The organism is Variovorax durovernensis (genome assembly GCF_977011995.1).
Genome location: NZ_CDRNCW010000002.1, coordinates 176,575 through 203,564, shown reverse-complemented (window position 1 = coordinate 203,564; position 26,990 = coordinate 176,575). Strand labels below are relative to the sequence as shown.

General features: G+C 63.0%; 23 protein-coding genes, 1 pseudogene and 1 riboswitch. Of the genes and pseudogenes, 14 read left to right on the top strand and 10 right to left on the bottom strand.

Going from position 1 to position 26,990, the window contains the following annotated elements:
• From ACWV14_RS33015 to ACWV14_RS32995, 5 genes and pseudogenes are all read right to left on the bottom strand, one after another.
• Positions 1-810: an urea amidolyase associated protein UAAP1 gene (locus ACWV14_RS33015; protein WP_454908032.1), complete on the bottom strand. Its 810-nt coding sequence runs from the start codon at positions 808-810 to the stop codon at positions 1-3.
• Between the two features lie 17 nt (positions 811-827).
• Entirely contained in the window at positions 828-1,718 is an 891-nt protein-coding gene (locus ACWV14_RS33010) for an ABC transporter ATP-binding protein (RefSeq protein ID WP_454908031.1), read from the bottom strand.
• Between the two features lie 3 nt (positions 1,719-1,721).
• Positions 1,722-2,576, bottom strand: coding sequence for an ABC transporter permease (locus ACWV14_RS33005; RefSeq protein WP_454908030.1), 855 nt, complete (start codon positions 2,574-2,576; stop codon positions 1,722-1,724).
• A 7-nt stretch (positions 2,577-2,583) separates the two neighbouring features.
• On the bottom strand, positions 2,584-3,597 hold the full coding sequence (locus tag ACWV14_RS33000) for an ABC transporter substrate-binding protein (RefSeq protein ID WP_454908029.1): 1,014 nt from the start codon (positions 3,595-3,597) through the stop codon (positions 2,584-2,586).
• Between the two features lie 58 nt (positions 3,598-3,655).
• Positions 3,656-3,773: riboswitch (guanidine-I (ykkC/yxkD leader) on the bottom strand.
• A gap of 277 nt (positions 3,774-4,050) precedes the next feature.
• Positions 4,051-4,191 (bottom strand): annotated as a pseudogene (locus tag ACWV14_RS32995) (DNA polymerase domain-containing protein); the annotation flags it as partial.
• 198 nt (positions 4,192-4,389) lie between these two features.
• Here ACWV14_RS32995 and ACWV14_RS32990 point away from each other — a divergent pair.
• The 4 genes from ACWV14_RS32990 to ACWV14_RS32975 all read left to right on the top strand — a co-directional run bounded on the left by ACWV14_RS32990 (position 4,390) and on the right by ACWV14_RS32975 (position 7,983).
• A complete protein-coding gene (locus ACWV14_RS32990; RefSeq protein ID WP_454908028.1) occupies positions 4,390-5,487 on the top strand; it encodes an IS5 family transposase in 1,098 nt (365 codons plus the stop codon).
• A gap of 198 nt (positions 5,488-5,685) precedes the next feature.
• The gene (locus tag ACWV14_RS32985) at positions 5,686-6,060 is read left to right on the top strand and encodes a hypothetical protein (RefSeq protein WP_454908027.1); all 375 of its coding nucleotides are present in this window, start codon (positions 5,686-5,688) and stop codon (positions 6,058-6,060) included.
• 44 nt (positions 6,061-6,104) lie between these two features.
• Positions 6,105-6,653 (top strand): transposase, encoded by a 549-nt coding sequence (locus ACWV14_RS32980; protein ID WP_454908026.1) that lies wholly within the window; start codon positions 6,105-6,107, stop codon positions 6,651-6,653.
• Between the two features lie 358 nt (positions 6,654-7,011).
• Positions 7,012-7,983, top strand: a complete 972-nt coding sequence (locus ACWV14_RS32975) for a hypothetical protein (protein WP_454908025.1) — start codon at positions 7,012-7,014, stop codon at positions 7,981-7,983.
• A gap of 279 nt (positions 7,984-8,262) precedes the next feature.
• On the opposite strand, the gene ACWV14_RS32970 is transcribed toward ACWV14_RS32975, so the two are convergent.
• The 3 genes from ACWV14_RS32970 to ltrA form a co-directional block, all read right to left on the bottom strand.
• Positions 8,263-8,838 carry a HEAT repeat domain-containing protein gene (locus ACWV14_RS32970; protein WP_454908024.1) on the bottom strand — a complete coding sequence of 192 codons (576 nt, stop codon included), beginning with the start codon at positions 8,836-8,838 and terminating at the stop codon, positions 8,263-8,265.
• A 189-nt stretch (positions 8,839-9,027) separates the two neighbouring features.
• Positions 9,028-9,423: a hypothetical protein gene (locus ACWV14_RS32965; RefSeq protein WP_454914203.1), complete on the bottom strand. Its 396-nt coding sequence runs from the start codon at positions 9,421-9,423 to the stop codon at positions 9,028-9,030.
• A gap of 180 nt (positions 9,424-9,603) precedes the next feature.
• Positions 9,604-11,082 carry a group II intron reverse transcriptase/maturase gene (ltrA, locus tag ACWV14_RS32960; RefSeq protein ID WP_454908022.1) on the bottom strand — a complete coding sequence of 493 codons (1,479 nt, stop codon included), beginning with the start codon at positions 11,080-11,082 and terminating at the stop codon, positions 9,604-9,606.
• 428 nt (positions 11,083-11,510) lie between these two features.
• On the opposite strand from ltrA, the gene ACWV14_RS32955 reads away from it, so the two are divergent.
• Together ACWV14_RS32955 and ACWV14_RS32950 are read left to right on the top strand one after the other, a co-directional pair.
• Positions 11,511-12,959: an IS1182 family transposase gene (locus tag ACWV14_RS32955; RefSeq protein ID WP_454908021.1), complete on the top strand. Its 1,449-nt coding sequence runs from the start codon at positions 11,511-11,513 to the stop codon at positions 12,957-12,959.
• A gap of 729 nt (positions 12,960-13,688) precedes the next feature.
• Complete coding sequence (locus ACWV14_RS32950; RefSeq protein WP_454908020.1) at positions 13,689-14,480, top strand: reverse transcriptase domain-containing protein; 792 nt, start codon at positions 13,689-13,691, stop codon at positions 14,478-14,480.
• 50 nt (positions 14,481-14,530) lie between these two features.
• Here ACWV14_RS32950 and istB read toward each other — a convergent pair whose 3' ends face one another.
• Together istB and istA are read right to left on the bottom strand one after the other, a co-directional pair.
• On the bottom strand, positions 14,531-15,334 hold the full coding sequence (gene istB / locus ACWV14_RS32945) for an IS21-like element helper ATPase IstB (protein ID WP_454901618.1): 804 nt from the start codon (positions 15,332-15,334) through the stop codon (positions 14,531-14,533).
• Positions 15,324-16,913, bottom strand: coding sequence for an IS21 family transposase (istA, locus tag ACWV14_RS32940; RefSeq protein ID WP_454901620.1), 1,590 nt, complete (start codon positions 16,911-16,913; stop codon positions 15,324-15,326). The genes istB and istA overlap by 11 nt, the downstream gene beginning before the upstream one ends.
• Before the next feature lie 92 nt (positions 16,914-17,005).
• Here istA and ACWV14_RS32935 point away from each other — a divergent pair, with 92 nt between their 5' ends.
• From ACWV14_RS32935 to ACWV14_RS32900, 8 genes are all read left to right on the top strand, one after another.
• Positions 17,006-17,500, top strand: a complete 495-nt coding sequence (locus ACWV14_RS32935) for a hypothetical protein (RefSeq protein ID WP_454908019.1) — start codon at positions 17,006-17,008, stop codon at positions 17,498-17,500.
• 1,059 nt (positions 17,501-18,559) lie between these two features.
• On the top strand, positions 18,560-19,903 hold the full coding sequence (locus ACWV14_RS32930) for a C4-dicarboxylate transporter DctA (protein WP_454908018.1): 1,344 nt from the start codon (positions 18,560-18,562) through the stop codon (positions 19,901-19,903).
• Positions 19,904-19,908: 5 nt separating this feature from the next.
• The gene (locus ACWV14_RS32925; protein ID WP_454908017.1) at positions 19,909-20,613 is read left to right on the top strand and encodes a GntR family transcriptional regulator; all 705 of its coding nucleotides are present in this window, start codon (positions 19,909-19,911) and stop codon (positions 20,611-20,613) included.
• A gap of 161 nt (positions 20,614-20,774) precedes the next feature.
• Positions 20,775-21,902 (top strand): AI-2E family transporter, encoded by a 1,128-nt coding sequence (locus ACWV14_RS32920; protein ID WP_454908016.1) that lies wholly within the window; start codon positions 20,775-20,777, stop codon positions 21,900-21,902.
• 132 nt (positions 21,903-22,034) lie between these two features.
• Positions 22,035-22,472, top strand: a complete 438-nt coding sequence (locus ACWV14_RS32915; RefSeq protein WP_454908015.1) for a DUF2141 domain-containing protein — start codon at positions 22,035-22,037, stop codon at positions 22,470-22,472.
• Positions 22,473-22,482: 10 nt separating this feature from the next.
• Positions 22,483-23,979, top strand: coding sequence for a carotenoid oxygenase family protein (locus ACWV14_RS32910; protein WP_454908014.1), 1,497 nt, complete (start codon positions 22,483-22,485; stop codon positions 23,977-23,979).
• Between the two features lie 499 nt (positions 23,980-24,478).
• Positions 24,479-24,721, top strand: coding sequence for a hypothetical protein (locus tag ACWV14_RS32905; RefSeq protein WP_454908013.1), 243 nt, complete (start codon positions 24,479-24,481; stop codon positions 24,719-24,721).
• A 450-nt stretch (positions 24,722-25,171) separates the two neighbouring features.
• Positions 25,172-26,839 (top strand): hypothetical protein, encoded by a 1,668-nt coding sequence (locus tag ACWV14_RS32900; protein WP_454908012.1) that lies wholly within the window; start codon positions 25,172-25,174, stop codon positions 26,837-26,839.
• Positions 26,840-26,990 lie beyond the last annotated feature (151 nt).

The window sequence follows — 26,990 nt, the reverse complement described above, 5'->3', positions numbered from 1 at the left end:
TCAGGAGAGCGCGAAGACATCCGCGTTGTGCAGCGCACGCGCGCACTCGGGGCGAAAGTCGCGGCAGAAGTCGTCGGCCGGCGCGGGACCGGAGCGCCAGGCAGCGACGCCAACCTGGCCCGGCGCGTAGCCCAGGCGAGGGTCGAGCGGATGCGGCGCGGTGGACACGGCAACGATCACATCCATCTCGCAGCGCAGCTCGACCGCATGGCCCTCGACGCGCTGGCCGGCGTTGAAGCCGAAGCGGCCCTCGGCATCGACCGCGACCTGGCTGAACAGGTTGACGGGCGTGATCAGGTCTCGCGTGCCCAGGCCGTACTTGCCGATCTCGATCAGCAGGCCCTCGCGACCTGCTCGGTACATCGCGTTGCGGTGCGTCTCGTAGCGCTGCTCGCCGTGCTTCTCGCACAGCCGCTGCGCATCGAGCAGGCCACCGAAGGGGTCGTGCCAGCCCAGCGTGTCGTGCGTGATCGACGCCATCGCGCGCCCCATGTCGCTCATCAGCACATGGCCGCGCGTGAAGTGCGCGGTGTGCAGCGCCTTGCAGGTGTCGGGCATGCTGTAGCGTTCGAGCCGGTCGTGCGCGGCATAGAGCAGCACAGCACAGTTGGCACGCTCGCCCATCGCGACGAAGCGCAGCGCGGTGCCGCGCGACACACGCCAGCTCCAGTGGCCGCCGCCGGGCAGCACTTCGCTCCAGAGCACGCGGTCGGCCGGCAGGTTGGCGGCAAAGCTGCGCCAGTGGGGCACGGCGTCGACGCTGGCATGCACGGTCAAATCGGACGTGGGGACGTTTTCAAGATCGGACATCGAGGTCTCCGTTTCATTCATGAAGAAGAGCCGCCCGGTTCGGGCGCAAGGTCGGTGGAAGCGGCATGCGAGAGTTTTTCGAGCAGCTCGAAGTCGGTCTGCATGCCGGAGGTCGCGCGGATGCGTGTCAGCACCTCGCGCTTGAGGTTCAGGAATTCGGGCTCGAGCTTCATGTCCTGCGTGCGCAGGTCGGGCAACGGCACCGGGTAGACGGTGTCGATGCGTCCCGGGCGCGGCGCCATCAGCACCACGCGCTGGCCGAGGTAGATCGCCTCCTCCACGTCATGCGTGACGAAGACGATGGTGCTGCGCTCCAGCCGGTGCACATGCAGAATCAGGTCGTGCATCACCTCGCGGGTCTGCGCGTCAAGTGCGCCGAAGGGTTCGTCCATCAGCAGGATCTGTGGCCTGCCCATCAGCGCCCGCGCGATGGCCACGCGTTGCTGCATGCCGCCCGAGAGCTGGCCGGGGTAGGCGTTCTCGACGTGGCACAGGCCCATGAGGCGCAGCAGCGCATCGGCGCGGCCGGAGGCGGCTTCCACGTCGGCGCTGGTGCGCTCGCGGGTATGCACCTGCAGCCGGCGGCAGAACTTTATGTTCTCGATCACCGTGAGCCAGGGGTAGAGGCTGTAGTGCTGGAACACCATGGCACGCTGTGGACCAGGGCCTTCGATCGGCGCGCCGTCGCACAGCATCTCGCCGGCGCTGTGCGGCTCCAGGCCCGCGAGGGCGCGCAGCAGCGTCGACTTGCCGCAGCCCGAGGCGCCCACGAGCGTGACGAACTCGTTGTCGGCGATGTCGAGGTGAACGTCCTGCAGCGCTGCGGAGCGCGTGGTGTCGGTGCCGAAGAATTTCCATACGCCGCGAACGCGCAGCTTGGGCAGCCCGGGAGTGGATGTCGTATCCATGGCTCAGCGCCTCGCGTGCAGATAAGGAAACGCGCGCCGGTGCGCCCAGCGCATCGACTGGTCGATGGCCAGTCCGATCAGCCCAATCAGCAGGATGCCGGCGAAGATCTTGTCGGTCTGCAGGAAGCGCTGCGCCTTCAGGATCGAGAAGCCCAGGCCCGAGCTGGCTGCCACCAGCTCGGCCACCACGAGGTAGGTCCAGGCCCAGCCCATGGTGACGCGCAGGGTATCGAGCAGCGCCGGCTTCGCGGCGGGAACGATGACGAGGCCGATCACCTCACGGCGGCTGGCGCCCATGGTCTGTGCGGCCTCGATCTGCGCCATGGGCACGCGCCGCACGTCCTCGGCCACCATCAGCACCATCTGGAAGAAGGTGCCGATGAAGATGATCGCGACCTTGGCGCCTTCATCGATGCCGACCCACACCATCACCAGCGGAATGAAGGCCACCGCCGGCATGTAGCGGATGAAATCGGTCAGCGGCTCCAGCAGCGCCTGCACGCTGCGAAAGCTGCCGATCGCCAGGCCGATGGGCAACGCGAACAGCGCCGACAGCGCCCATCCCACGACCACGCGCAGGGTGCTGATGCCGATGTCGCCCAGCAATGCATCGTCGACGTACCAGTCGTGCAGCCGCTGGAGCACCTGCCAGGGACCGGGCATGAAGACAGGCTCGACCCAGCCACTGGCCGCGAGCAGGGCCCAGGCCAGCAGCGGCAATAGCAGGCCCAGACCCACCAGCACGGCGGTGCGGCGCATCGGGATGGCGCTGCGCAAGCCCCACCAGGGCTGGCGCAACACGCGCAGGGATGGCGGCAACGGCGCCGCCCCGGACGAAAGGCCGGTGTTCTCGCTCATGACCGCCTCACTTCAGCGCATCGGCCAGCAGGCTGGCATCCACGCCGCGCACCGCGTCGGGCTTGCCGTCGATCAGCTTGTGCTCGAGGAGGAAGGCGGCAATGGTGGGCGTCACCGCCTGCAGCGAAGCGGCTTGCGTCGCGTCGAGCGCGAGCTTGTTGGTGGCGGCGTCGAAGAAGCGGGTACCCGGCAGGAAGACCTTGTAGTCGTCCGGCTTCATGCTGACCACCTTGGCCATGATCGCAGCCGCTTCCTGGGGATGTTCGCGGATGAAGCGCTCGGTGTCGAACCAGGCGCGGATCATGCCGACCAGATCGCGGCGCTTGCCTTGGATGGCCTTCTCCTGCGCCACCAGCAGGTCCGGAATCAGGCCTGGCATGTCCTTCGACGTGAACAGCGCGCGACCCTTGCCGCTGCGCGTGATCTGGTCGATCCACGGATTCCACACGACGGCGGCATCGACGCGCCCGGTCATGAAGGCGGCTGCCGCATCACCGGCGGACAGGTTGGTGATCTTGACGTCGGAGGGCTTGAGCCCGTTCCGCTCGAGCGCGGTGGCCAGCACGAAATGCGAGACGCTGTACTGCTCCAGCGCCACGGTCTTGCCCTTGAGGTCGGCGAAGGACTTGATCTTCGCGCTCACCACCAGCGCGTCGTTGCCGGCGGAGTTGTCGTTGACCAGCACGGCCTTCAGCGGCAGGCCCTTGGCCAGCGGCCCGAGCGTGTCGGACCAGGTCTGCGAATTGGCGTCGAGCTGGCCGGAGGAAAGCGCGGCGATGGAGTCGGTGTAGTTCGCGAACCAGACGAGCTTGACGTCTGCGCCCTGCTTCTTGAAGAAGCCTTTCTGCTCGGCCACGTACCAGGCCACCCAACCCGGCCAGTCGGACACACCGACCTTGACCTCGGCCATTGCAGGCTTTGATGCGCCCAGGCCGCTGGCCAGCAGCACGGCACCCAGGAAGCAGGCGCAAGCGCGCCGATACCAACGCCGCGAAAGGCGTGCAAAAGAGATTCCAGACATGTTTCGGCTCCAAAAAGCGAATAGCAAAAGGCTGGGAAGCCACCTCGCAACGAAGTGAACCTCCCGGGCTTTTGTCCCGCCGTGGAGCCTGGACGCGGTCGTGCGCGCCTGAGGCCGGTTGCTCTCGGACCAGACATTGCACCGCGCGTGCAACCGGAACCCTAGCGACCCTTCGGTGAGCAACTGAACGTCGCTTCCCTTAGCTCTCTTATGCAAACGCCGTGCCAGACTTTGGGGCCGTTTCCAAGGGGCTACACACCGTCGAACGCAAGGCGTCGGTGCACCCATCTATTCGCCGCACTCATCCAGTGCAACGTTTGGCGACTTTCTGGTGCCGCCTGGGACGCATCGCCCGGAAAGGCGCAACGACATGCGACTTGCAAGCAAGCGGGCCGTTCGACGTTGGCAAATGTATGCCTGCCTTGAAGGAAACGCCGATGCCTGCATGGCCGGGTCGCCGGCGTTCGAGCCCTCGACGAAGCCCACCGGATCGACAAGGAAGGTTCGGACGATCGAGGGATGGAGGCTCTTGTAGTCCAGGACCACGACGGAGTCGTAGAACCCTGGCCTCGAGTCCATCACATACCCGCCGGGGTAGGTGTCGAGATTCACGGGGCGCGGAACTCTCATCCCTTTGGAGTAAACCCGTTCCGCACGGGTCAATCATTGGGGATGGAACCGCTGTTTCACCAAAGATGGAATTCCTAGCAGGCTGCTGAAATATCTAGCCCGTCAGCCCCGCATGAAGATTGCTTGCGCGTTGTTTTTGTAGCCCCACAACAGCCCAACCCGATGCGCGGCCCAGACTCATTCACCGAAGGCTTGTTCACCATGCGACGGCTGGACGATTTTGTTCCCGCCGATCACCCGCTGCGCCGCATCCGGGTGATGGTCAATGAGGCGTTGGCCAAGATGGACGCGTTGTTCTCTCGGATGTACGAGGCTGACGTCAAGGGCGGACGCCCAAGCATCGCGCCGGAGAAGCTGCTGCGAGCCATGCTGCTGCAAATCCTGTTCAGCATCCGCTCGGAGCGCCAACTCATGGAGCAGACGCAATACAACATGCTGCTTCGCTGGTTCATCGGCCTGGCGATGGATGACCCGGTGTGGGTGCCGACGGTGTTCAGCAAGAATCGCCAGCGCCTGATCGAACACGATGCGGTGGTCGCGTTCTTCAACGAAGTGCTGGAGACGGCCGAGACCAGGGACTTGTTGTCGGGTGAACACTTCAGCGTCGACGGCACGCTGATCCAGGCCTGGGCCGGACACAAGAGCTTCGTGCGAAAGGGTGGTGACGACGATACCGGCAGTGGTGGGGACTTCAAGGGACAGCGGCGCAGCAACGAGACGCACGAGTCGAAGACCGATCCCGATTCAAAGCTGTACCGCAAGGGCAAGACGGCCAGCGAGCTGCGCTACATGGGGCACACGCTCACCGATAACCGTCACGGTCTGGTTGTCAACGCGATGGTCACGTCGGCCGACGGCTTTGCCGAACGCGAGGCGGCTAAGGTCATGATCAGGGACGCTCGTCAGGCCACGCCAAGTGCGGATACCGAGGTCACGCTCGGCGCCGACAAGGGCTATGACGCGGTTGAGTTCATCGAGGCACTCAAGCAAATGAAGGTCACGCCGCATGTGGCACAGAACAAATCGGGACGACGCTCGGCGGTAGCCGACGAGATCGCCCAGAGCGAGGGCTATGCGATCTCGCAACGCAAGCGAAAGCTCATCGAGCAAGGCTTCGGCTGGGCCAAGTTCGTTGGCCCCATCCGGCAGGTGATGGTACGCGGCATGAAGAAGGTCGACCAACTGTTCGTGCTGACGATGGCCGCCTACAACTTGGTGCGTATGCGGACCCTGGCAGAAGTCCGTCCGCTGACCCCGTAGAGGGTCAGAGAGCGCCCCAAACGAGCGTCGAAGCGGGGAAAACAGCGAGGAAAGCGCACCCCCGGAACGTCGAAACCCCACAACCGCCGTCGTCAGTGCGCAGGATGACTTCGGCGCGCTTGGTACTTCAGCAGCCTGCTAGGGAGGGCCTGCAAAACGCCGGGCGACCTATCATGCTTAAAAGCATAGGAACCTAAGGTGATCGAAATCACGCTCAATGGCCGCTCGCTGGGCGCGGCCTCACTTGAACAACTTGGTGTGGAACTCAACTTGATCAACGCCGTTCCACAGTTCGAGTTATGGGTGTCGGTGACAGGCGGCCCGTCTATGTGCATGCTGCGGAATGGTCAGAACGCTTGGCTGATGTACCTTCGAGAATCAGGTGACAGCGGCTTCAGATCATGCGGTGAGCTTGACCGACTCGGGGTTGGGAATTTTGTGTTGAGTAGCGGACAGGTTGACGAGTACCCGCTGTCATGGTGCATTGGTGTTGAACAGTGCTACCAGGCTATCGCCTACTTTTATGTGAACGATGGCGCGAAGCCCGAATGCATCACCTGGCATGAGGAATAAAGAAGGTCTCCAAAGCCAGCGCGTTATGTGCATGACCTGATCCCGTGTTTGCCAAACGCAGAACTCCCCCGAATCAGCTCGGCCTGGGCTTGAACCTGTTGACGAAGAAGACGCGCAAGCGTGAGTTCCTCGATGAGATGGATCGGGTGGTTCCGTGGGGTGCGCTGGTGCAAATCGTCGAGCCGCACAGCCCGCGGGCCAAGACGGGCCGTCCGCCCTTTGCCATCGAGACAATGCTGCGCAGTCACTATCTGCAGCAATGGTTCGGACTGAGCGATCCTGCCATGGAAGAGGTGCTGCACGATGTGCCCCTGTATCGAGAGTTTGCTGGTCCGGGTGACGACGTGAGCCGCCTGCCCGACGAGACGACCAACCCATTCATCGAGCCCGAGTTCGTGGCCGAGCGGGTGGAGAAAATGAAGGCCAGCATCCGGGCGAAGGTCGGGCATCCGTTCCGCGTGATCAAGCAGCAGTTCGGGTTCACGAAGATGCGCTACCGCGGGCTGGCGAAGAACACGGCGCAGATCGTCATGCTCTTCGCGCTATCTAATCTGCGGATGGCGCGGCGGCGACTGATGGGAGTCGTGGGGTGAGTGCGTCCGCGAGGCCCGAATCGGGCTCGCCAGATCTGCGCAGCGACTGCGCCGTGCAGCAAATCGATGCTGTGTCTGCTCGATCGTGACGTTTGGCCTCGCCGACACCACCAGATTCGTTCAACTGCGATCGCAGATCACGTTCTGCAGACGATCCCTAGGGTTTTATCGCATTAACTTTGGAATTTAGCGGCTAAATTGCGGCGTCCGCTGGCGCCCGTCGTGGCGGCGCGACGCCGAAGACCGCCATCGGCCAATAGCAGCTCCTCATCACCGGCGCCCAATTTATCTCGGTAAGGTGCTCAGCCAATCGCGTCGGATGCGTATAGTGCGCTTCTACTTAGGGTGAGCAACGCGCATGCAAACATTTCTGCCTCGATTTCTTTGCCAAACAGCAACTGTGTTTCTTATGGTCCTTTGTTCAACCAGCGACGCGCAAGAAGTTTCGCTGTTCCTGCGGGATGTCATCCGGGGTTCGCCGCAGGCCCGAGATCAAATTGAACACCGCATCCATCATCTGCAAGAGGCTCGTGAACTTGCCAGTCGGACACTGCTGTTGAACAAATGCGTCAACTTTCGGGAACCGATCCGCGATCCGCGATTTGATGCATTTGCAGAGGCACTATTGAAAGACCTAAGTTCACCTGATCCGGACGCTCTCACGAATTTCACAGTCAGCCCCCGGCTCGAGGAGGCTGCCATCCAAAATGGCTTGACCGATGCCCAGATTGAAGTGATCGCCAGGATCACGCGCTCGCCGCGCTACGGCGAGTTCGTAGATTATTTGTCTTTCGAACGCGCTGAATCTAAGATTGCAGCGGGCTTCACCGAAGTCAACACAGGGGAGAAAGCGCCATGGATCGCCTCTTCGGCATTGTCATTTCTGCGGCAGAGCCAATTTTTCCCCTTGCTTTTGAAGAATAGCAGCGAGCCAGATCGTGCCTTGCTCAACAAGCGGCTTCTTGATGACGTAAGTCCAAGTCAACAGATCACTGACGATGCATACTTGGAAGCACTGACAAAGTTTTTTAAGAGCCAACTTGATTCCGGATCCCTTCGCGCGGAGTTGCCCACAGAAACCAAATCTCTTCTTACTCTCTATGAATCTCTAGGTATTGACGCGATGCGGGTTGGCGCTTTTATTTCCACACAATTTTTGCCAGAAGCACAAGCTGCATGCAAGTCAAAAAATAGGGCCAACTGCGTCGACGGCGCTTGGCTGGCTGCGGGAATCGCCCTGAAGAAGCAGTTGGAGACAACCCAGTACAAAACTGCTTCCCTCATCCTGAAGGACCAGTTTGCTGATGTTTGTAAACTCAAACTCGACTAAAACGTACCGCAGCAAGAGATCGGACTCGGTCAACACCTGAGCCGAAATTCACGAAGCTTCGGCGGGTCGCCGGGCCGTGGCAGGCAGAGATTCCTCCACGAACGTCATGGATTTGCCTTCGCTGCTCCTCCAGTTCTCCGAAGGTGCAATTGCGCTCGATTTATCCGAGGCGTCTTCTGAAACTTACCTTCCAGGCTCGGATGAATGGCGGCTTTGAAGCAGCGGGTACGGCTGCAGTGGGCCCCAAACGAGACATTACCGCTACTCCAAAGCAGTCATTCAGGATGCAGGTGGGGCAGAACGCAGCATGATTTCGTGGATAGCGGCTTTCGCAGAAAGCTTCACATCCCTCTTATTCGATCCGAGGCCGGCTTGAAGCGCAGGAATCGATTTCAGCGTCCCGATTCGGTTCAATACGGAATGGCAATAGACCTTGTCGTGAGGGTCGGATGATTCCACAAGGACTGCAAGTAAACGGTCCTCGGTTTCTGGAGCCGTTGATGTCCGTAGTGCCTGGATGGCGCTATGCCGCACGAGCCAGCGTGTGTCGCGCAACAGGTCATAGACCGGCCCAAGGTCTGTGCCCATGCCTATGGGGACCTTAGCAATACTGCCCAGCAGCGTTGCAAGGGCCTGCTTGTCAGTTTCGGACGGGATATTCGAAATCAGCGTAGATGCGCACCTTGATTCTTTGAGGTTCTCCCCGAGGGCTCCGACCATAAAGTAGGCAGCGGAACGCTCTGCCTTCGGCGGCCCCCCGCGGAGGAAGGTGTCCAGTTCTTGGAGTACGGAAAGTTCCTGAAGTGATTCAGCCTCCCTGTAGGCGTGCCATGAAATCGATTCTTCGGAGTTCATGACTTTTTCTCGTACCGTCATCCGCGAAATGAGGTCCTGTAGGTAAGTTTGCATCTTTTGGGATCGCCGCCGCTACGTGCTTTAAGTGCCTGTGAATCGCGAGGGTATGCTCTTGGCCGACTGTAGCCTGTCGGCGACCAGGCGCTTCGGGACCCAAGCCGACCTACGGCCCGGCTTCATGGCCGGTATTCAACGTTTGCTGACGCGTGGCTCCTCGTCCCACTCTGAAAGAACCGATACGCACCAATCGTCACTGACGACGACCCATTCCCGAAGCTTTGAATAGAAGCCCGCGGCCATCACCGGTGACTGGGCCATCTGATCATCAGCCCAGCCCCCCGAAGTCACTTCATAAAGCAAGCAGTCGCTGTGCGCCACCGCGGTCCCGTCGCTGTGCCAATAGTGCGGAAGGTCGCGTTCGTCCAACACGCGGTAGCCGACCAAACCGTGAAAGTCGACTCGCACGCCTGGCGCGCTCGACCCACGCAAATCCACGTCGACGGCGAGACTGGAGCCTTGTGACGCGACACCGACGACGGTTGCCATCTGCGCCGTGACGCTAAAGAGGGGGCGCAAGGTAGGCATATGAAAGAACTAAATACAGAGGTGGTTGCCGTCGGCCGCGGCGCAAGTCGAAAGCACAGGACGCTGCCCAAAAGCTACGTGCCGCCAACGTCCGGAAATGGCCGAGGATTACGGTAGGGACGCCCATTACTGGACGCCCCCCGCACAGATCCGTACGTGCCCGATTCAGGCATACGGCTCCTACCTTGGGTGAGTGACGGCAAAGCGCTGGTCAGGCCACGGATGAAGGATTCGGGGAGGCGGTAGCCACGCATCAGCGAGCTTCGTCATTCGTTGCCACGTCATGTGATCCTTCTGGCTTCGACGCCGAAGCGTTCGTCGCCAGAGATCGCTGACATAGTGGCGGAACGCGCCGAGCGCCCGGGCATTCGTCGGCACCGCGTGGTATGCGAAGAACCCCGTGACCACTGCCCTCAGCCATCGGCCCTGTTCGGGAATGGCGTGGTGCATGCGGCTACGCAGTTCCTCCTTGACCTCGCGAAGCTTCGCTCGCATGCGGTCGCCCCGGCTCTTGCGCTGGAGCTGGAAGGCCCCGCGTCGAGACCTGCCACAAATGAACGTGAACCCCAGGAAGCTGAAGGTTTCCGGCTTACCCAACCCGCGCTGCCTTCTTCTCACCGCCGCGTGACGGCCGAACTCCAGCAGCCGGGTCTTGTCCCCATGAAGCTCGAGCGCGAACTGCTCGAGCCTATGCCGCATCGCATCCCAGAAGCGCCTCGCATCGGCTTCGTGCTCGAAGCCGGCAACAATGTCGTCGGCATAGCGCACGACGATCACATTGCCGCTGGCTTCTCGCCCCCGCCATTGTTGAGCCCAGAGATCGAAGACGTAGTGCAGGTAGACGTTGGCCAGCAGCGGCGATGCCACTGCTCCTTGAGGTGTCCCCTTCTCACTGACGCTCCAGTTCCCGTCTTCCAGGACGCCCGCGTTGAGCCACTTGCGCACAAGGCGGATGACGCGCTCGTCGCCAATCCGGTGCTCCAGGAATCGGACCAACCAGTCTTGGCTAACCGAATCAAAGAAGCCTCGAATGTCGGCGTCGAGAATCCAGTTCACCGGGGTGTTGCAGATCGCCACCGACAGTGCGTCCAACGCGTCATGCGGCCTGCGCCCGGGCCGAAACCCGTACGAGAACCCGAGGAAGTCTTCCTCATAGATGGCGTTGAGCACCGCGATGAGAGCGCGCTGGACGATCTTGTCTTCCAGCGCTGCGATCCCCAGCGGGCGCTGTTTGCCGTCTGGCTTCGGTATCAACCGCCGCCTGACGGGTAGTGCCCGGTAGCTACCGCTGTGGACCTTCGCATGCAGCTCCTGAAGGTTGCCCTCCAGGTTCGCCTCGTAGTCCTGCCACGTCAGGCCGTCCACTCCGGGTGCGGCGCGGCGCTTGAGCGCCAGGAACGCGTCCCTCAGCAAGTCGACCGTCACGTGGTGCAGCAGCGCAGTGAACTTCTCCTTCTTCCGCTGCCTTGCAGCGTTGCGTACACGGTCCAACCCCTGTGACACGCTATCGCGGCCCTGTGTCCGTCGCGTGTGCGGTTGGCCCGTGTTCCCCTTGGTCCCCGCCCTTGGCTCCGCCCACTCCGCAGTCGGTCGCCCGACCTTGTTCGCAGGCTTCATCGCTACTATGGCGGAGTCTGACTTCTCGGGTCCGTTCATCATCGGCTACGGCTCCTCGCCTTCCCGATGCGGGCCAGCCCCATACCGCGGCTGGTCAAACCCGAGATCTCCCGGTTCCCGTGCAAAGAGCGTGCGTGCATGCCAGGTTCTACGACCACGCCGGGTTGCCCAAGTGCTTGCGTGAACGCACTTGGACATGTTGCCTTCCGCTACACAGACAGCGTCAGCACCCGGGAACAGTTTCCTATCGCGGCTCAATGGCTGGCCTGCACGTACCCCTACCGACGCTTCACGTGCATCCTCACGAATGCACGCGCACGGCTCGGGGCCGATGTGGTTCGCTACTCCTTCATCGCAGTGGACTTGCACCACCTACTCCTTGCCGGTCTCCCGGCGCACCTGTGTGAAAACGCTTCGCCGTCGGCACTCATCTAAATAAAATCATGGCACCCGTTCTCAGCGAGGTGCCCATGAAGCGATTCATCGAAGGCGAGGATCGGCAGCAGGTTGCGCTGCTGCCGGAATGTCTTGATGACTATATCGGCGAAGACAACCCTGTGCGCGTTGTCGACGTCTTTGTCGATGAACTGGATCTTCAAGCACTCGGCTTCAAAGGAGCAGATCCAGCCGCCACCGGCCGGCCGTCGTATCACCCCGCGGTGCTGCTCAAGCTCTACATCTACGGGTACCTGAACCGTATCCAGTCCAGCCGGCGCCTGGAACGCGAGGCCCAACGCAACGTCGAGCTGATGTGGCTCACCGGCCGGCTCGCTCCGGACTTCAAGACCATCGCCGACTTCCGTCACGACAACGACGCTGGCATCCGCAATGTCTGCAAGCGCTTCATCGGCATGTGCCGTGAACTCAAGCTGTTCACCCAGGCCATCGTGGCCATCGACGGCAGCAAGTTCAAGGCAGTGAACAGCCGGGACCGCAACGTCACACCAGCCAAGATCGACAAGCGCCAGCAGCAGATCGAGCAAAGCATTCAGCGCTATCTGGACGCGCTGGAGACGGCGGACCGTACACAGCCCTCAGAGGTCGAAGCCAAGACCGAGCGACTGCAAGACAAGATCAGGAAGCTGCGCGATCAGATGCGCCAGCTCGATGAAGCCAAGGAGCAGTTGAAGCACGAGCCGGATGGGCAACGTTCAACCACCGATCCCGACGCACGCTCGATGATCTCGCAGGCAAAGGGTTCGGGCCTGGTGGGCTACAACGTCCAGACGGCGGTCGATGCGAAGAACCACTTGATCGTGGCGCATGAGGTTACGAACGTCGGCAACGATCGCGCGCAGCTCAACCGAATGGCGCGTGCTGCGCGCGAGGCGATGGACAAGCCCAGACTTCAAGCCTTCGCCGACCGGGGCTACTTCAACGGCACGGAACTCAAGGCCTGTGAGGACGACGGCATCACGGCCTTCGTGCCCAAGCCGATGACATCGAACGCCAAGGCTGCGGGTCGCTTCGACAAGACCGACTTCATCTACATCGTGAAGGATGACGAATACCAATGCCCTGCGGGTGAGCGAGCGATCTACAGGTTCAGCACGCTCGAGAAGAACGACAACAAGCTGAACGTCTACTGGCCCAGTGCCTGTCCTGGCTGCTCTATGAGAGACCAGTGCACGACCAGCAGCTATCGCCGCATCCGACGCTGGGAACACGAAGCGGTGCTTGATCGGGTGCAGCAGCGGCTTGATCGCAAGCCCGATGCCATGACCCTGCGACGACGCACCGTGGAGCACGTGTTCGGTACGCTGAAACACTGGATGGGATCAACCCACTTCCTGACCAGGACTCTGGCGCATGTGAGCACCGAGATGAGCTTGCATGTACTGGCCTACAACCTCAAGCGGGTCATGAAGGTGCTGGGGTTCGTCAGAACGATGAAGGCAATGCAATTGGCTGGGGCATGAGCCCTTGCAATCGCGCTCGCGCCGCGTGGATCGGCCTGCCCGTTGCGGCGGTGGCCTGACGGCCGCGTTCTGTCTCTACTGTGCGCCGTCGAGCGGCCGAGTTCGGCATACTCATGTGCCGAGTGGGTTTCCACACAGGTGCGCCGGGAGACCGGCAAGGAGTAGGTGGTGCAAGTCCACTGCGATGAAGGAGTAGCGAACCACATCGGCCCCGAGCCGTGCGCGTGCATTCGTGAGGATGCACGTGAAGCGTCGGTAGGGGTACGTGCAGGCCAGCCATTGAGCCGCGATAGGAAACTGTTCCCGGGTGCTGACGCTGTCTGTGTAGCGGAAGGCAACATGTCCAAGTGCGTTCACGCAAGCACTTGGGCAACCCGGCGTGGTCGTAGAACCTGGCATGCACGCACGCTCTTTGCACGGGAACCGGGAGATCTCGGGTTTGACCAGCCGCGGTATGGGGCTGGCCCGCATCGGGAAGGCGAGGAGCCGTAGCCGATGATGAACGGACCCGAGAAGTCAGACTCCGCCATAGTAGCGATGAAGCCTGCGAACAAGGTCGGGCGACCGACTGCGGAGTGGGCGGAGCCAAGGGCGGGGACCAAGGGGAACACGGGCCAACCGCACACGCGACGGACACAGGGCCGCGATAGCGTGTCACAGGGGTTGGACCGTGTACGCAACGCTGCAAGGCAGCGGAAGAAGGAGAAGTTCACTGCGCTGCTGCACCACGTGACGGTCGACTTGCTGAGGGACGCGTTCCTGGCGCTCAAGCGCCGCGCCGCACCCGGAGTGGACGGCCTGACGTGGCAGGACTACGAGGCGAACCTGGAGGGCAACCTTCAGGAGCTGCATGCGAAGGTCCACAGCGGTAGCTACCGGGCACTACCCGTCAGGCGGCGGTTGATACCGAAGCCAGACGGCAAACAGCGCCCGCTGGGGATCGCAGCGCTGGAAGACAAGATCGTCCAGCGCGCTCTCATCGCGGTGCTCAACGCCATCTATGAGGAAGACTTCCTCGGGTTCTCGTACGGGTTTCGGCCCGGGCGCAGGCCGCATGACGCGTTGGACGCACTGTCGGTGGCGATCTGCAACACCCCGGTGAACTGGATTCTCGACGCCGACATTCGAGGCTTCTTTGATTCGGTTAGCCAAGACTGGTTGGTCCGATTCCTGGAGCACCGGATTGGCGACGAGCGCGTCATCCGCCTTGTGCGCAAGTGGCTCAACGCGGGCGTCCTGGAAGACGGGAACTGGAGCGTCAGTGAGAAGGGGACACCTCAAGGAGCAGTGGCATCGCCGCTGCTGGCCAACGTCTACCTGCACTACGTCTTCGATCTCTGGGCTCAACAATGGCGGGGGCGAGAAGCCAGCGGCAATGTGATCGTCGTGCGCTATGCCGACGACATTGTTGCCGGCTTCGAGCACGAAGCCGATGCGAGGCGCTTCTGGGATGCGATGCGGCATAGGCTCGAGCAGTTCGCGCTCGAGCTTCATGGGGTGTTGAGTTCCATGGAATCCTGACCCGCGATTTCCATCGAATATTGACCCACCCTCTTTGCGAGCCAGCCGGCTCACGGTGTGGATAAGTTCTTGGCTTTCTCCTTTTTAGGTTGGACTGCTTGAACGGGTTGAGCCGAGCTGTGCTTGAAGCGGAAGCTGTCGTTTCCGGTCTCCAGAATATGGCAGTGATGCGTGAGCCGGTCCAGCAACGCCGTCGTCATCTTCGCGTCGCCGAAGACGCTGGCCCACTCGCTGAAGCTCAAGTTGGTTGTGATCACCACGCTCGTGCGTTCGTAGAGTTTGGACAGCAGATGGAACAACAGCGCGCCACCTGATGCGCTGAACGGCAGGTAGCCCAGTTCATCGAGCACCACCATGTCCGCGTACATCAGTCGGTGCGCGATGTGGCCGGGATTGCCACTGGCCTTCTCTTGCTCGAGTGCGTTGACCAGTTCTACCGTCGAGAAGAAGCGCACCCGGCGGTGTTGGTGCTCGATGGCCTGCACGCCCAGCGCCGTGGCGATGTGGGTCTTGCCGGTGCCCGGACCGCCCACGAGCACCACGTTCTGCGCATCGTCCATGAACTCGCATCGGTGTAGCTGACGCACCAGCGCCTCGTTGACCTCGCTGTTGGCGAAGTCGAAGCCAGCGAGATCGCGATAGGCTGGGAAGCGAGCGAGCTTCAACTGGTAGGCCACCGAGCGTACCTCCCGCTCGGCTGTCTCTGCCTTTAGCAACTGCGAGAGCATCGGTTGGGCCGCCTCGAAGGCCGGCGATCCCTGCTCGGCCAGCTCCGCGACGGCCTGGGCCATGCCGTGCATCTTGAGTTCGCGCAGCATGATCACGATGGCGCCGCTGGCAGGGTCATGTCGCATGGCGCACCTCCTGGCTACTCGACTTGGAGTTCAGCGGCCCGCGCAGGCCGCCAGCAGCGCTGGCACGCCCCCGGAGCGTGTCGTAGCGCAGCACATCGGCCTTCGGCTCGTTCATCAGGCGCAGTGCCTGCGGTGCCGTGACAGGCGCCGGCGCAATGGGCTTGGCATCGAGCAGTCGGTGCAGCACATTCAGCACATGAGTCTTGCTGGCCACGCCGGCTTCCAGCGCCAGTTCGACCGCGGTCAGCACTGCCTGCTCGTCGTGGTGCAGCACCAGCGCCAGGATCTCCACCATCTCGCGGTCTCCGCCTGGCTGCTTCAGCAGCGCGGCCTGCAGCCGCCGGAAGCCCTGCGGCAGCTCGCTGAAGGGCGCTCCGTTCCTGAGCGCTCCTGGCTTGCGTTGCAGCACTGCCAGGTAGTGCCTCCAGTCGTAGACGGTCTGACCTGCGGTGTCGTGGCGACGGTCAATGATGCGCGTGTGCTCGCACACGATCTGGCCCTCGGCCGCCACGACGAGGCGTTCGGCGTACACGCGCAGGCTCACTGGCCGGTTCGCGTAGGAGGCCGGAACGCTGTAACGGTTGCGCTCGAAGTGCACCAGGCAGGTGGGCGAGACGCGCTTGGTGTGTTCCACGAAACCATCGAAGGGTCTGGGGATCTGCAACAGTAGTGGCCGTTCCTGCGCCCAGACATCGGCTACGGTCCCTGGCAGCTTGCCGTGGACGATCTCGCCCCACAGCGCCTTGCAGCGGTCCTCCAGCCAGTCGTTGAGCAGCGCCAGCGTGGCGAACGCCGGCACAGGTTGCCACAACCGGTGGCGCGCATCACGCACGTTCTTCTCGACCTGGCCCTTCTCCCAGCCCGAGGCCGGGTTGCAGAACTCGGCCTCGAACAGGTAGTGACTGACCATGGCGCTGAAGCGCGCGTTGATGTCGCGCTCCTTGCCGCGGCGTACCTTGTCCACGGCGGTCTTCATGTTGTCGTAGATGCCGCGCCGAGGCACGCCCCCGAGTACCTCGAAGGCCCGGTTGTGCGCATCGAACAGCATCTCGTGGGTCTGCAACAGGTAGGCGCGCACGATGAACGCACGGCTGTGGCTGAGCTTGAAGTGCGCCACCTGCAGCTTGGTGCGTTCACCAGCGATGACGGCCCAGTCCTCGCTCCAGTCGAACTGGAATGCCTCGCCGGGACCGAAGGCCAGAGGCACGAAGGTGCCGCGCCCGGTCGTCTGCTGGACCTCGTGGAGATGCGCATGCCACGCTCGTGCAAAGGCCGCCACGCGGTTGTAGGAGCCCTGGTAGCCCAGCGCCACCAGATCGGCGTGCATCTGCTTGAGCGTGCGCCGCTGCTTGCGTGACTTAGACGCCTCGCTCTTGAGCCAGCCGCCGAGCTTCTCGGCGAACGCGTCGAGCTTGCTCGGGCTGATGCGCTTCGCGTAGCTGGGCGCCGCCTCGCCCTCGCGAAGGTACTTGCGGATGGTGTTGCGAGACAAGCCCGTGCGCCGGGCTATCTCTCGGATGGACAGTTGCTCTCGCAGTGCCCAACGCCTGATGACACTCAGTGTCGCCACGTCAATCACTCCTGTGCTCCTGCTGCTAAAAGCAGCAGGTTAGGGTTATCACGTGGGTCAGATTTAGATGGAAATCACCGGGCCAAGTGGGTCACTTCTGGATGGAAATCAACAATGGGGACAAGACCCGGCTGCTGGAGTTCGGCCGTCACGCGGCGGTGAGAAGAAGGCAGCGCGGGTTGGGTAAGCCGGAAACCTTCAGCTTCCTGGGGTTCACGTTCATTTGTGGCAGGTCTCGACGCGGGGCCTTCCAGCTCCAGCGCAAGAGCCGGGGCGACCGCATGCGAGCGAAGCTTCGCGAGGTCAAGGAGGAACTGCGTAGCCGCATGCACCACGCCATTCCCGAACAGGGCCGATGGCTGAGGGCAGTGGTCACGGGGTTCTTCGCATACCACGCGGTGCCGACGAATGCCCGGGCGCTCGGCGCGTTCCGCCACTATGTCAGCGATCTCTGGCGACGAACGCTTCGGCGTCGAAGCCAGAAGGATCACATGACGTGGCAACGAATGACGAAGCTCGCTGATGCGTGGCTACCGCCTCCCCGAATCCTTCATCCGTGGCCTGACCAGCGCTTTGCCGTCACTCACCCAAGGTAGGAGCCGTATGCCTGAATCGGGCACGTACGGATCTGTGCGGGGGGCGTCCAGTAATGGGCGTCCCTACCGTAATCCTCGGCCGACTGCAGCCATCGGACAGTATTCTGCCGCGCCCAAGCGCGGCCCGGCCAGATCTGGCAACGACTCGAGCATTGCGCCTGGTAGGCACATCGTCCGCAGGGATCGAAGCGACGGCCCGCGATCCGCGGGAGGAGAGGGGTGCGAGCCTGGATCACGATGAGATGAGGTGGCGACGCGGGACGCTGGCGCCCTTACGCAGCTTGCCAACCATGGCTACCCGCGCGCCGACATAGCCCGCCGCGCAAATCCTGCTGTCCAGTCCCAAATTTGATGACCTGAGCGGCGGCCGGGACGACAGAACGCGTTTAAGTCCTTGATTCCAAAGGACTCACGGTTCCATTCCCAGTGAAAAAATTCCATCCCCAATGAAAATCGATAGTAGGCGTTGCTCGCAATCTCGGCCACGTTCGGGCCACGTAGCCCAATCGTCGATAACGACACACCGACGTAAATATCAATTTTTCGATAGTTGATTCAGTCTCGACTCGCGATAACAAGAGTCGCGAGAACACCGTGTTATTGGTGGTTGGCTCAATCTCACATCTCGAGCCCCGTCGATGAGTCAGCTAGCGAGCAAGTTCCGAATCGACTCGGATTCGATGAGTGGAAAGGATCAACGGGTTGATTTCCAAGGAATCGTGCCCCCCAGGCTGGAGGACGCATCATTGCGGGACTGCCTCGAATCGATTTCGGTCCTGGAAGTCGCCCTTAGGGAACAGCGGATCAAGAAGGCTCGCCGGTAATTCCTGTCGGACCGCGGATGCTGCGGCACTTCCCGTCGCCCGAACGCCTGCAGTCCACCGCTTTGATCCCAGTCCAGGGCTTTATTCCCCGGCCCACGACTTAAATCCCCGCAGGCACCGATTACCTCCCGGGATAACCCTCTGACCCTCCCCAAGTCTTCTTGCCTACATTTCTTGTATGCAAGAAATGGCATTTCTTGCATGCAAAACCTCGACAAGACAGACAGGAGACTCCATGCCTCGCTTCGCCAAATCGCTTTTCGGTCAGGTGGTCATCGCGCTGGTGCTCGGCGTGCTCGCGGGGCTCTTTGCTCCGGAGTACGCCGTCAAGCTCAAGCCGCTGGGTGACGGGTTCATCAAGCTGATCAAGATGATCATCCCGGTGCTGGTGTTCTGCGTGGTGGTGCATGGCATCGCCGGTGCGGGCGACCTCAAGCGCGTGGGCCGGGTGGGCGTGAAGTCGCTCATCTACTTCGAAGTGCTGACCACCATCGCGCTGGCGATGGGCCTGGTGCTGGCTTTCGTGTTCCAGCCCGGCGCGGGCATGAATGTCGACCCCGCCAAGCTCGACCCGGCCGCCATGAGCGCCTACGCCTCGAACGCCGACAAGCTCACGAGCGGCGGCACGGTCGAGTTCCTGATGAAGCTCATTCCGACCACGGTGGTCAACGCCTTCGCCACCGGCGACGTGCTGCAGGTGCTGCTGTTCGCGGTGCTGTTCGGCTGTGCGCTCACCCTGCTGGGCGACCGCGGCAAGCCGGTCGCGGTGGTGGTCGATGCGCTCTCGCTGGTGCTGTTCAAGATCATGGGGATCATCATCAAGCTGGCGCCGCTGGGCGTGCTGGGTGCCATCGCATTCACGGTGGGGCAGTACGGCATCGGCTCGCTCAAGCAGCTTGGCATGCTGGTCGCCCTCTTCTACGGCGCGGTGCTGGTCTTCGTGTTCGTGGTGCTGGGGCTGGTGATGCGCATGTCGGGCTTCAGCCTGATCAAGCTGCTGCGCTACCTGCGCGAAGAGCTCACCATCGTGTTCGCCACCACTTCGTCGGACAGCGTGCTGCCGCAGGTCATGGCCAAGCTGCGCCGCATGGGCATCCGCGATTCGACGGTCGGGCTGGTGATTCCCACCGGCTACTCGTTCAACCTCGATGCCTTCTCGATCTACATCACGCTGGCCGCGGTGTTCATTGCCCAGGCCACCAACACGCCGATCTCGATGGCCGACCTGCTGACGATCCTGGCAATCGCGCTGGTCACGTCCAAGGGCGCGCACGGCGTGCCGGGCTCGGCCATCGTGGTGCTGGCCGCCACGCTGCACGCGATTCCGGCCATTCCCGCCATCGGGCTGGTGCTGGTGCTGTCGGTGGACTGGTTCATGGGCATCGCCCGTGCGCTGGGCAACCTGATCGGCAACTGCGTTGCGACCGTGGCCATCGCCGCCTGGGAAGGCGACATCGACCGCGAACGCGCCCATGCGGTGCTCGATGGCAACTACGCCCCCGAAGCCCTGGATGGCGAGCCGCTGGCCGAGGCCGCGCCCGTTGCAAACGCAGGCACCGCCACCACTCCGGCACATTGAGGCACATGCCCACCGACGTTAGCCCCACCGCAATCGCCGAGCGCGTAGTCGAGGCCATCCTCGCGCAGAAGCTCGCACCGGGCGAGCGGCTGGGCGAGCAGGCCCTGGCCGAGAACTTCTCGGTGAGCCGCACCATGGTGCGCGAGGCCCTGATGCAGCTGCAGGCGCGAGGCTTCGTCGAAGTGCAGTCACGCCGCGGCTGGTATGTGGTGGAGCCTTCGGCCGAAGAGGCGCGCGACGCCTTCTCGGCACGCCGCATCGTCGAGGCCGGCATCCTGGCCGCAAGCGAGGGCCGCCCGCTGGGCAAGGTGATCCGCAAGCTGCGCGACCACATCGCCGACGAGCAGCGCGCCATCGAAGGCGCCGACGCCGCCACCCGCGCCTTTTTGCTGGCCGACTTCCACGTGTGCCTGGCCGAGCAGATGGGCCATCAGTTGCTCGTCGACGTGCTGCGCGACCTCACCGCGCGCACCACGCTGGCGGCCACGCTCTACCAGTCGAAGCACGAGGCCGGGCAGTCGTGCGCCGAGCACGGCGCGATCGTCGCCGCGCTCGAAGCGGGCGACACGGACAAGGCGCGCCGGCTGATGCTCGACCACATCGGCAATGTCGAACGCGCACTGGAAGTCGACACCGCGGCGGAGCCCGACGCGCCGAGCCGCCTGCGCGCCACGCTGGCCCCCGTGGCATTGCCGCGCGCCAAGCGCTGAAGCTGTGCATTAATACCGGCAGCCGCTATTGATTCGATAGCAGCGGCCACCAGCCGGGCAGCGGCTGTCGGCAGATTCCGCCATGAATCCCGTTGGCCCGCACGAGGGCGCGCTCGCTGACACGGGCGCAGGTTCCGGCTCGGCTACAGTCCGAGACACTTATGAACTCACCCCAACTCCAGCGCGGCGTGTTCCTCGCCCTTCTCGCCGCTGTCACCGCTGCCTTCATCTGGGTGCTGCTGCCGTTCTTCGGCGCGGTGCTCTGGGGCGTGGCACTGGCGATCCTGTTCACGCCGCTGTTCCGCTGGCTGCTCAGGAAGATGCCCGGCAAGCTCAACGCCGCCGCCTTGCTGACGCTGGCCATCTGCCTGTTCATCGTGATTCTTCCGCTGGCCATGGTCGGCGTGTCGCTGGTGCAGGAAGTGGCGCTGGTCACGCAGAACATCCGCTCGGGACAGATCAACTTCGCGGCCTACTTCCAGCAGATCCTGGACGCCGCGCCGCAGTGGCTGCTGAACCTGGTCGAGCGCTTCAACCTCGGCGACATGGCGGCTTGGCAGGCGCGCATCTCGGCCGCCGCCGGGCAGGCGAGCCAGATCATCGCGAGCCAGGCGCTGGCCATCGGCCAGAACACCTTCGACTTCGTGGTCAGCTTCTTCGTCATGTTGTACCTGCTGTACTTCCTGCTGCGCGACGGCGCAGCCCTGTCCAAGCGCATGCGCGACGCCGTGCCGCTGGCCAAGCCGCACACGCACTACCTGCTGAACAAGTTCACCACCGTCATCCGCGCGACCGTCAAGGGCAACGTGGCCGTGGCCATCGCGCAGGGCACGCTCGGCGGGCTGGCCTTCTGGTTCCTCGGCGTGCAGGGTGCGCTGCTGTGGGCGGTGCTGATGGCCTTCCTGTCGCTGCTGCCGGCCGTGGGCGCCGCGCTGATCTGGGGCCCGGTGGCCATCTACTTCCTTGCCACGGGGCATTTCTGGCAGGGCGGCGTGCTGATCTTCGTGGGCGTGTTCGTGATCGGCCTGGTCGACAACATCCTGCGCCCGCTGCTGGTGGGCAAGGACACGCAGATGCCCGACTACATCGTGCTGATGTCGACCATCGGCGGCATGGCGATCTTCGGCATCAACGGCTTCGTGATCGGGCCGGTGATCGCGGCGCTGTTCATGGCGGCGTGGAGCCTGTTCGCGGATTCGGGGCATGTGGGAACGGGGCACGACGAGACGGCCGAAGGCACGCAAGCCGCCCAAACCACGCAAGACACCGAACACAAGAAGCGGGGCTGAGGCGCGGGCACGCCCGCTCCATCCCGCGCCGCGCGCATTTCGCGCACGCCATGCGGCATTCCGTCGCATGGCACTGGGCACCGCGCGGGGCCTGAGAGATCGTCGGGTCCTCAACTTCCGACGAGGCCCCTCATGCAGCTTCCCGCCTTCCTGTCCCGCCCGATCGTGCGCGCACTGTGCACCGCCGCCATCCTCGCGCCCGCCGGCGCACTGGCCGCCGACCTGAGCCTGAGCGTCGCCGACGGCCCGGCGGCCGACGCCACGCTCTACGTCGCGCTGTACAGCGACGCCGCCGGCTACGCCGACAGCAAGCCGGTGGCTTCGCAGACCACGCCGATGCGCGAGGGCAAGGCCCGGCTCGTGTTCCCGGGCCTGGCCCCGGGGCGCTACGCGCTGCGCGCGTTTGCCGACGAGAACGGCAACGGCAAGCTCGACACCAACCTCATGGGCATGCCGACGGAGCGCTACGGCTTCTCGAACGATGCCAAGGGCAACCGCGCGGCACCCGACTTCGAGGCGGCCGCGATCCGCGTGGACGCCGACCTGCAGACCGTCATTCACCTGCGCTGAGGTGCCCGGCATGGAACGACGCGAACTCCTGCGCCTGCTGGCATCGGCCGGCGCCCTGCCCCTCTTCGCGCCATTGGCGCACGCCGCCGGCACCGACAACTGGCAAGCCCAGTTCGAGGCCGCCAGCGCCCCCTGGAAGACCGGCTTTGCCACGCCCCCGGACGACCTGCCGCTCACCCGCGCCACGGTGCGCGGGCGCTTTCCCGACGCCGTTGCGGGCACGCTGTTTCGCATCGGACCGGCCGGCCACGACATGGGCGGCGAACGCTACCACCACTGGTTCGATGGCGACGGCATGGTGCACCGCTTCGTGATCGAAGGGACCGACGTGCGCCACCAGGGCCGCTATGTGGCCACGCCCAAGCGCGTCGCCGAGGCGCGGGCCGGCCGCCGCTTGTACGAGGCCTTCGGCACCATGCCGCCGGGCGGGGAGCCGCCCACATCACCCGACAGCATCAACGTCGCCAACACCAGCGTGCTGCCGCTGCAGGGCGAAGTGCTGGCGCTGTGGGAAGGCGGCTCGGCCACGCGCATCGACGCGCGCACGCTGGACACGCTGGGCGTGAAGACCTGGCGCGCCGACCTTGCGGGCATGCCGTTCTCGGCGCATCCCAAGGTGGACCCGGACGGCACGGTGTGGAACTTCGGCGTCAGCTCCGGCCAGGGCCTGCTGGCGCTGTACGAGATTGCGCCAGAAGGCTTGCTGCGCCGCGCTGCCGTGGTGCCGGTGGCCGACATGCCGATGGTCCACGACTTCGCGGTGACCGAGCGGCATCTCGTGTTCCTGCTGCCGCCGCTGGTCTACGACGGCAAGCGCAAGGATGCCGGCGCGACCTTTCTCGATGCCCACGTCTGGCGCCCTGAACTGGGCATGCGGGCGCTGGTCGTCGACAAGCACGACTGGGAGCGACGGCAAATGCTCGAACTGCCGGCCGGCTTCCTCTTCCACGTGGGCAATGCCTGGGAGGAATACACGCCGCGCGGCACGCTGATCCACGTCGACTACGTGCGCTCGGACAACGCCGACTCGGTGTTCACCACCAACCGCGAAGTGATGCGCGCGCGCCGCGTGAGGGGGCCCGATCCGCACCTGACCGTGGCTACCCTGAACCTGGGCACCGGCAAGGCCACGCAGGCGGCGCTGGCGCAAGAGGCCGAGTTCCCGCGCATCGATCCGCGCCGCGTCGGCCTGCGGCACCGGCAGGTGGTGCACGCCACGCAGATCCGGCCCGACCTGCCGGGCTTCGGCGCAGTCGCGCGCACCAATGTCGAGACCGGCCGCAGCCAGCGCTTCAGCTACGGCGCGCAAGCCATGGTGGAAGAACACGTCTTCGTTCCCGACGGCTCGAAGCCGGGCTGGGTGCTGGGCACGGTGCTCGACTTCGGTCGGCAGAAGACGGTGCTGTCGTGCTTCGCGGCTGATCATCTCGCGGCGGGACCGGTGGCGCAGGCTACGCTGCCCTATGCGCTTCCGTTGGGCCTGCACGGGGCCTTTGTGCCGGCCTGAAGAGGGAAGGCTGTCTAAGGTCTTTTGTAGCCGCACGTCGATGTTCGGGGTGCGCTCACGCCAACGGGGTACCTTGCTCCGCGAATGTCCCCCGCCCTTCGGGCTCCTCCTTTATTTCGCTGCGCAAGGCACCCCATCGACGTAAGCGTTCAGGGCCGCTGCGGACTGACACGGCACGGGCCCACGAGGTCCGCGCGGCGCATTGCGGAAGCTGCATTTGTTGGCGGTCGCCGGGACTTCATGCCGTATGGCATCGCTGCTTCGCCGGGTTCTTCCCTAAAGTGGATGCCCCTGTCACCCCTTACCCCAACAAGGGGAGAAGAAAGGCGCAACACACCAACCCACCGAGATGTTTGAAGGCTGCTTGCCTCGCGGCAGGTCGTCGGTGCGAAAGCAGCGATGCAGATGCGAGGTATCAAAAGGCGACGGCCGAGGTGTTACTAGCACCCCGACCGTCTAACCAAGTTCGTGCTCACCCCTCTAAAGGAACCGCACAAAAATGGCTACCAAGACTATAGCCCGGCCTCGCACGCCGGTAGCTTCCGAAGAAAACGCCCGAGACCCGGCGGATCTTCTCGAAAACACCCTCTCTCAACTCGAAGCTCTCCTGTGGGTCTCCCACGGGGAAGACATCGACTGGTGCAGCGGTGACGGACCTCGACAACTGGACAACCTGCTCTGCCTTGCGGCTGAATTAGCTCGCAAGGCTGGAGAGCTGTTTCAGATGAGCGAGAAGGCGTGACGCGGAGCGCGTGAGACCGACGGTTAGCGGCTGGTTTGCGGGCTGCGGGTTTCGCAGCCCGCTTGGGGAGCGGGCTCTTTGGGGTACGACGGCTGAAGTCTTTGTGATGAAGGGGATTCGGCCTAGTTGAAGCTCGTGGGGTAGGGCTCGGTGGCAGCCATGCGCTCCATGCTGATCGTGGATAGACGATACGCGCATCCGCTTTGCAGCGAGTCCAGTCGGTCGTGGCCATGTGATGAACTCACGGTCTCGGCCACATTGCGGTCGCTGGACATTCATGCGCCGGTTGGCCGAGCGCCTGCAGGTCTGGCGGCTCTCAGATTCAAGGTCAGTGCCGGCGAGTTCCTCGACGCGGCAGGACTCGGGAACAAATGGCGCAGAAGACAATGACAATGTTCGGGCCGCAGATCGAAAAATTCCCCGGTATTTACGACACCAGAGAGGATGCAGATGAGAGAGTATTCCGAAGAAGAGATCCAGGATCTCACGGATCGCGTGTTCCTGGCTAGGGAGCAGCTTCAGGCAGGGAAAGTGCACTTCGCAGCGCACCTCGCCGACGACTTCTTTCGCAGCTTCGAAGCCATTCGGCTACGCGCGGACGGCAAGGTCGATCCTCGCACCGTGAACGGTCGCATCCGGGCCTTCACGCTTGCAATGGTCGCCATGCGTCAGCGAGAGGACGCCAAGAAGGCCGTGAGCCTCGCCGACATCCAGTCAGCGTATTTTGACTTTCTGTTCCAGCAGTTCGGTGCCTTCTACGAACCGATGATCAAGGCCGGAGGCAATCCCGGTCAGGCTGGGCGATTGATCTCCAACGATCCTAAGCTGGTGGAGAGCTTCATCAAAGGGCTGCCCGAACTCGCTCAGGTCATAAAGGAGTTCTGGAATTCCATCGCAGATGCTGCGGCGTATCACCTACAAGACAGCACGCAACTGAAGGCGACATTCGCTGGTGATCTGTTCCCGGCATATTGGGAGAACGCCGTTTCGACGGCAGGCCTCTACGTGGACACCATCGTGCTGCCCTGCCCGATCATGCGTATAGCCCCGCTTCTCCATGTGATGCCGCCGAAGGAATTCGTCAGCATGCTCATTAAGCATACGTTCACGGCAATGGGCTATCGCGAGCTTGCGACAGCTGACATCTCCCCCCCGCTAGCCTTGGTTGTGCCCAACCCCTCGGACTTTGAAGACGATGGCAGGTCTGCCCTCGTGGCGGAATGCAAGCCGCTTATCTGCAAGCATGCGGGCTACCTGTTCGGACGGCAGTTCGAGTCGGTGGAGGACTTTCAGGAATTCTGCGGGAACCTCCCCACCGTAGAAAACGTGCTGGCGGAGTTGAAAGGGAAAGATCGGCTGATCTTCGACACGGAGTGGGGAAGCGAACCCAAGGGCCAGCTTGAACGTGCGATGAAAGATGTGCTATTCCCGGGTCTGGATCCGAAGGTTGCCGGGAATCACGTCTTCAACGCGTGTCTTGGCCGAATGCCGCAGGCGGTGGCTACGCAACGGAATGCACGACATTTGGGAGGCACACCGCTGATCAACGCGGAAACGTCATGGCTGCACTACACCTGGATGCTGGAGTACGAGGGCGCTCCTGTTAGCGCCGACGAGAAGGATCGCACAAGCATGCATGTAGTCAGGGCTTTGATGAGTGAAACAGGGAAAAACTTGGAATGGCTGGGCAACGTTCCCCCTGAAACCGTTCTGCAGATCCGCAAACAAGGACTTGCTGAAGAGGTTCGTGCAATCCTTGGGCACGGCGTGCATGACCTTATCGGCATCAACCCAGACAACTATTTCAGAACTGCCGATCAAGTGGTCGAGAACCTTGAGCAGGCGTTTCGCGCCCACCAAAAAGCAATTGCTGAGGCAAGGCTTAAAAAGCTCAAGCTGTTTGGCATTGATGTGACGCAGTGCGTGGCAACAGGAGGATTGGCGGTGGCGGCCGCCCTAACTGGCAGCGTTGCACTAGGGGTGGCGTCCGGCATCGCCGGCAGCGCTGGTTTTGCCAACCTCAAGGACATCAAGACCAAGTTCACCAATATCGTGGCCGAGGACCGGGCTAGAAAGCTCTCTCCCACTGGCCTCCTTTTCCGCCATGTCCGTAGATAGGACTCGTCACTGTTGTCTATGCTCTGAAGCCAGATGGGAGGCTGTTTTTCTTAGGCTGGCTTCGAAGCGGCATGATGTTCGACCACGCGAAGACGCCGCTATGGTCGAAAGTAGTCGGTCGTGACGATCGACCCAAACGACCCGAACGACC

Bases quoted from the DNA above. Each gene is read 5' to 3' on its own strand.
- ACWV14_RS32975 (WP_454908025.1), top strand. From the start codon at position 7,012: ATGCAAACATTTCTGCCTCGATTTCTTTGCCAAACAGCAACTGTGTTT.
- ACWV14_RS32935 (WP_454908019.1), top strand. From the start codon at position 17,006: ATGGAAATCAACAATGGGGACAAGACCCGGCTGCTGGAGTTCGGCCGT.
- ACWV14_RS33005 (WP_454908030.1), bottom strand. From the start codon at position 2,576: ATGAGCGAGAACACCGGCCTTTCGTCCGGGGCGGCGCCGTTGCCGCCA.
- ACWV14_RS32990 (WP_454908028.1), top strand. From the start codon at position 4,390: ATGCGCGGCCCAGACTCATTCACCGAAGGCTTGTTCACCATGCGACGG.
- ACWV14_RS32970 (WP_454908024.1), bottom strand. From the start codon at position 8,838: ATGAACTCCGAAGAATCGATTTCATGGCACGCCTACAGGGAGGCTGAA.
- ACWV14_RS32905 (WP_454908013.1), top strand. From the start codon at position 24,479: ATGGCTACCAAGACTATAGCCCGGCCTCGCACGCCGGTAGCTTCCGAA.
- ACWV14_RS32915 (WP_454908015.1), top strand. From the start codon at position 22,035: ATGCAGCTTCCCGCCTTCCTGTCCCGCCCGATCGTGCGCGCACTGTGC.
- ACWV14_RS32920 (WP_454908016.1), top strand. From the start codon at position 20,775: ATGAACTCACCCCAACTCCAGCGCGGCGTGTTCCTCGCCCTTCTCGCC.
- ACWV14_RS33000 (WP_454908029.1), bottom strand. From the start codon at position 3,597: ATGTCTGGAATCTCTTTTGCACGCCTTTCGCGGCGTTGGTATCGGCGC.
- ACWV14_RS32965 (WP_454914203.1), bottom strand. From the start codon at position 9,423: ATGCCTACCTTGCGCCCCCTCTTTAGCGTCACGGCGCAGATGGCAACC.
- ACWV14_RS32955 (WP_454908021.1), top strand. From the start codon at position 11,511: ATGAAGCGATTCATCGAAGGCGAGGATCGGCAGCAGGTTGCGCTGCTG.
- ACWV14_RS32925 (WP_454908017.1), top strand. From the start codon at position 19,909: ATGCCCACCGACGTTAGCCCCACCGCAATCGCCGAGCGCGTAGTCGAG.
- ACWV14_RS32900 (WP_454908012.1), top strand. From the start codon at position 25,172: ATGAGAGAGTATTCCGAAGAAGAGATCCAGGATCTCACGGATCGCGTG.
- ACWV14_RS32910 (WP_454908014.1), top strand. From the start codon at position 22,483: ATGGAACGACGCGAACTCCTGCGCCTGCTGGCATCGGCCGGCGCCCTG.
- ACWV14_RS32930 (WP_454908018.1), top strand. From the start codon at position 18,560: ATGCCTCGCTTCGCCAAATCGCTTTTCGGTCAGGTGGTCATCGCGCTG.
- istB (WP_454901618.1), bottom strand. From the start codon at position 15,334: ATGCGACATGACCCTGCCAGCGGCGCCATCGTGATCATGCTGCGCGAA.
- ltrA (WP_454908022.1), bottom strand. From the start codon at position 11,082: ATGATGAACGGACCCGAGAAGTCAGACTCCGCCATAGTAGCGATGAAG.
- ACWV14_RS33015 (WP_454908032.1), bottom strand. From the start codon at position 810: ATGTCCGATCTTGAAAACGTCCCCACGTCCGATTTGACCGTGCATGCC.
- ACWV14_RS33010 (WP_454908031.1), bottom strand. From the start codon at position 1,718: ATGGATACGACATCCACTCCCGGGCTGCCCAAGCTGCGCGTTCGCGGC.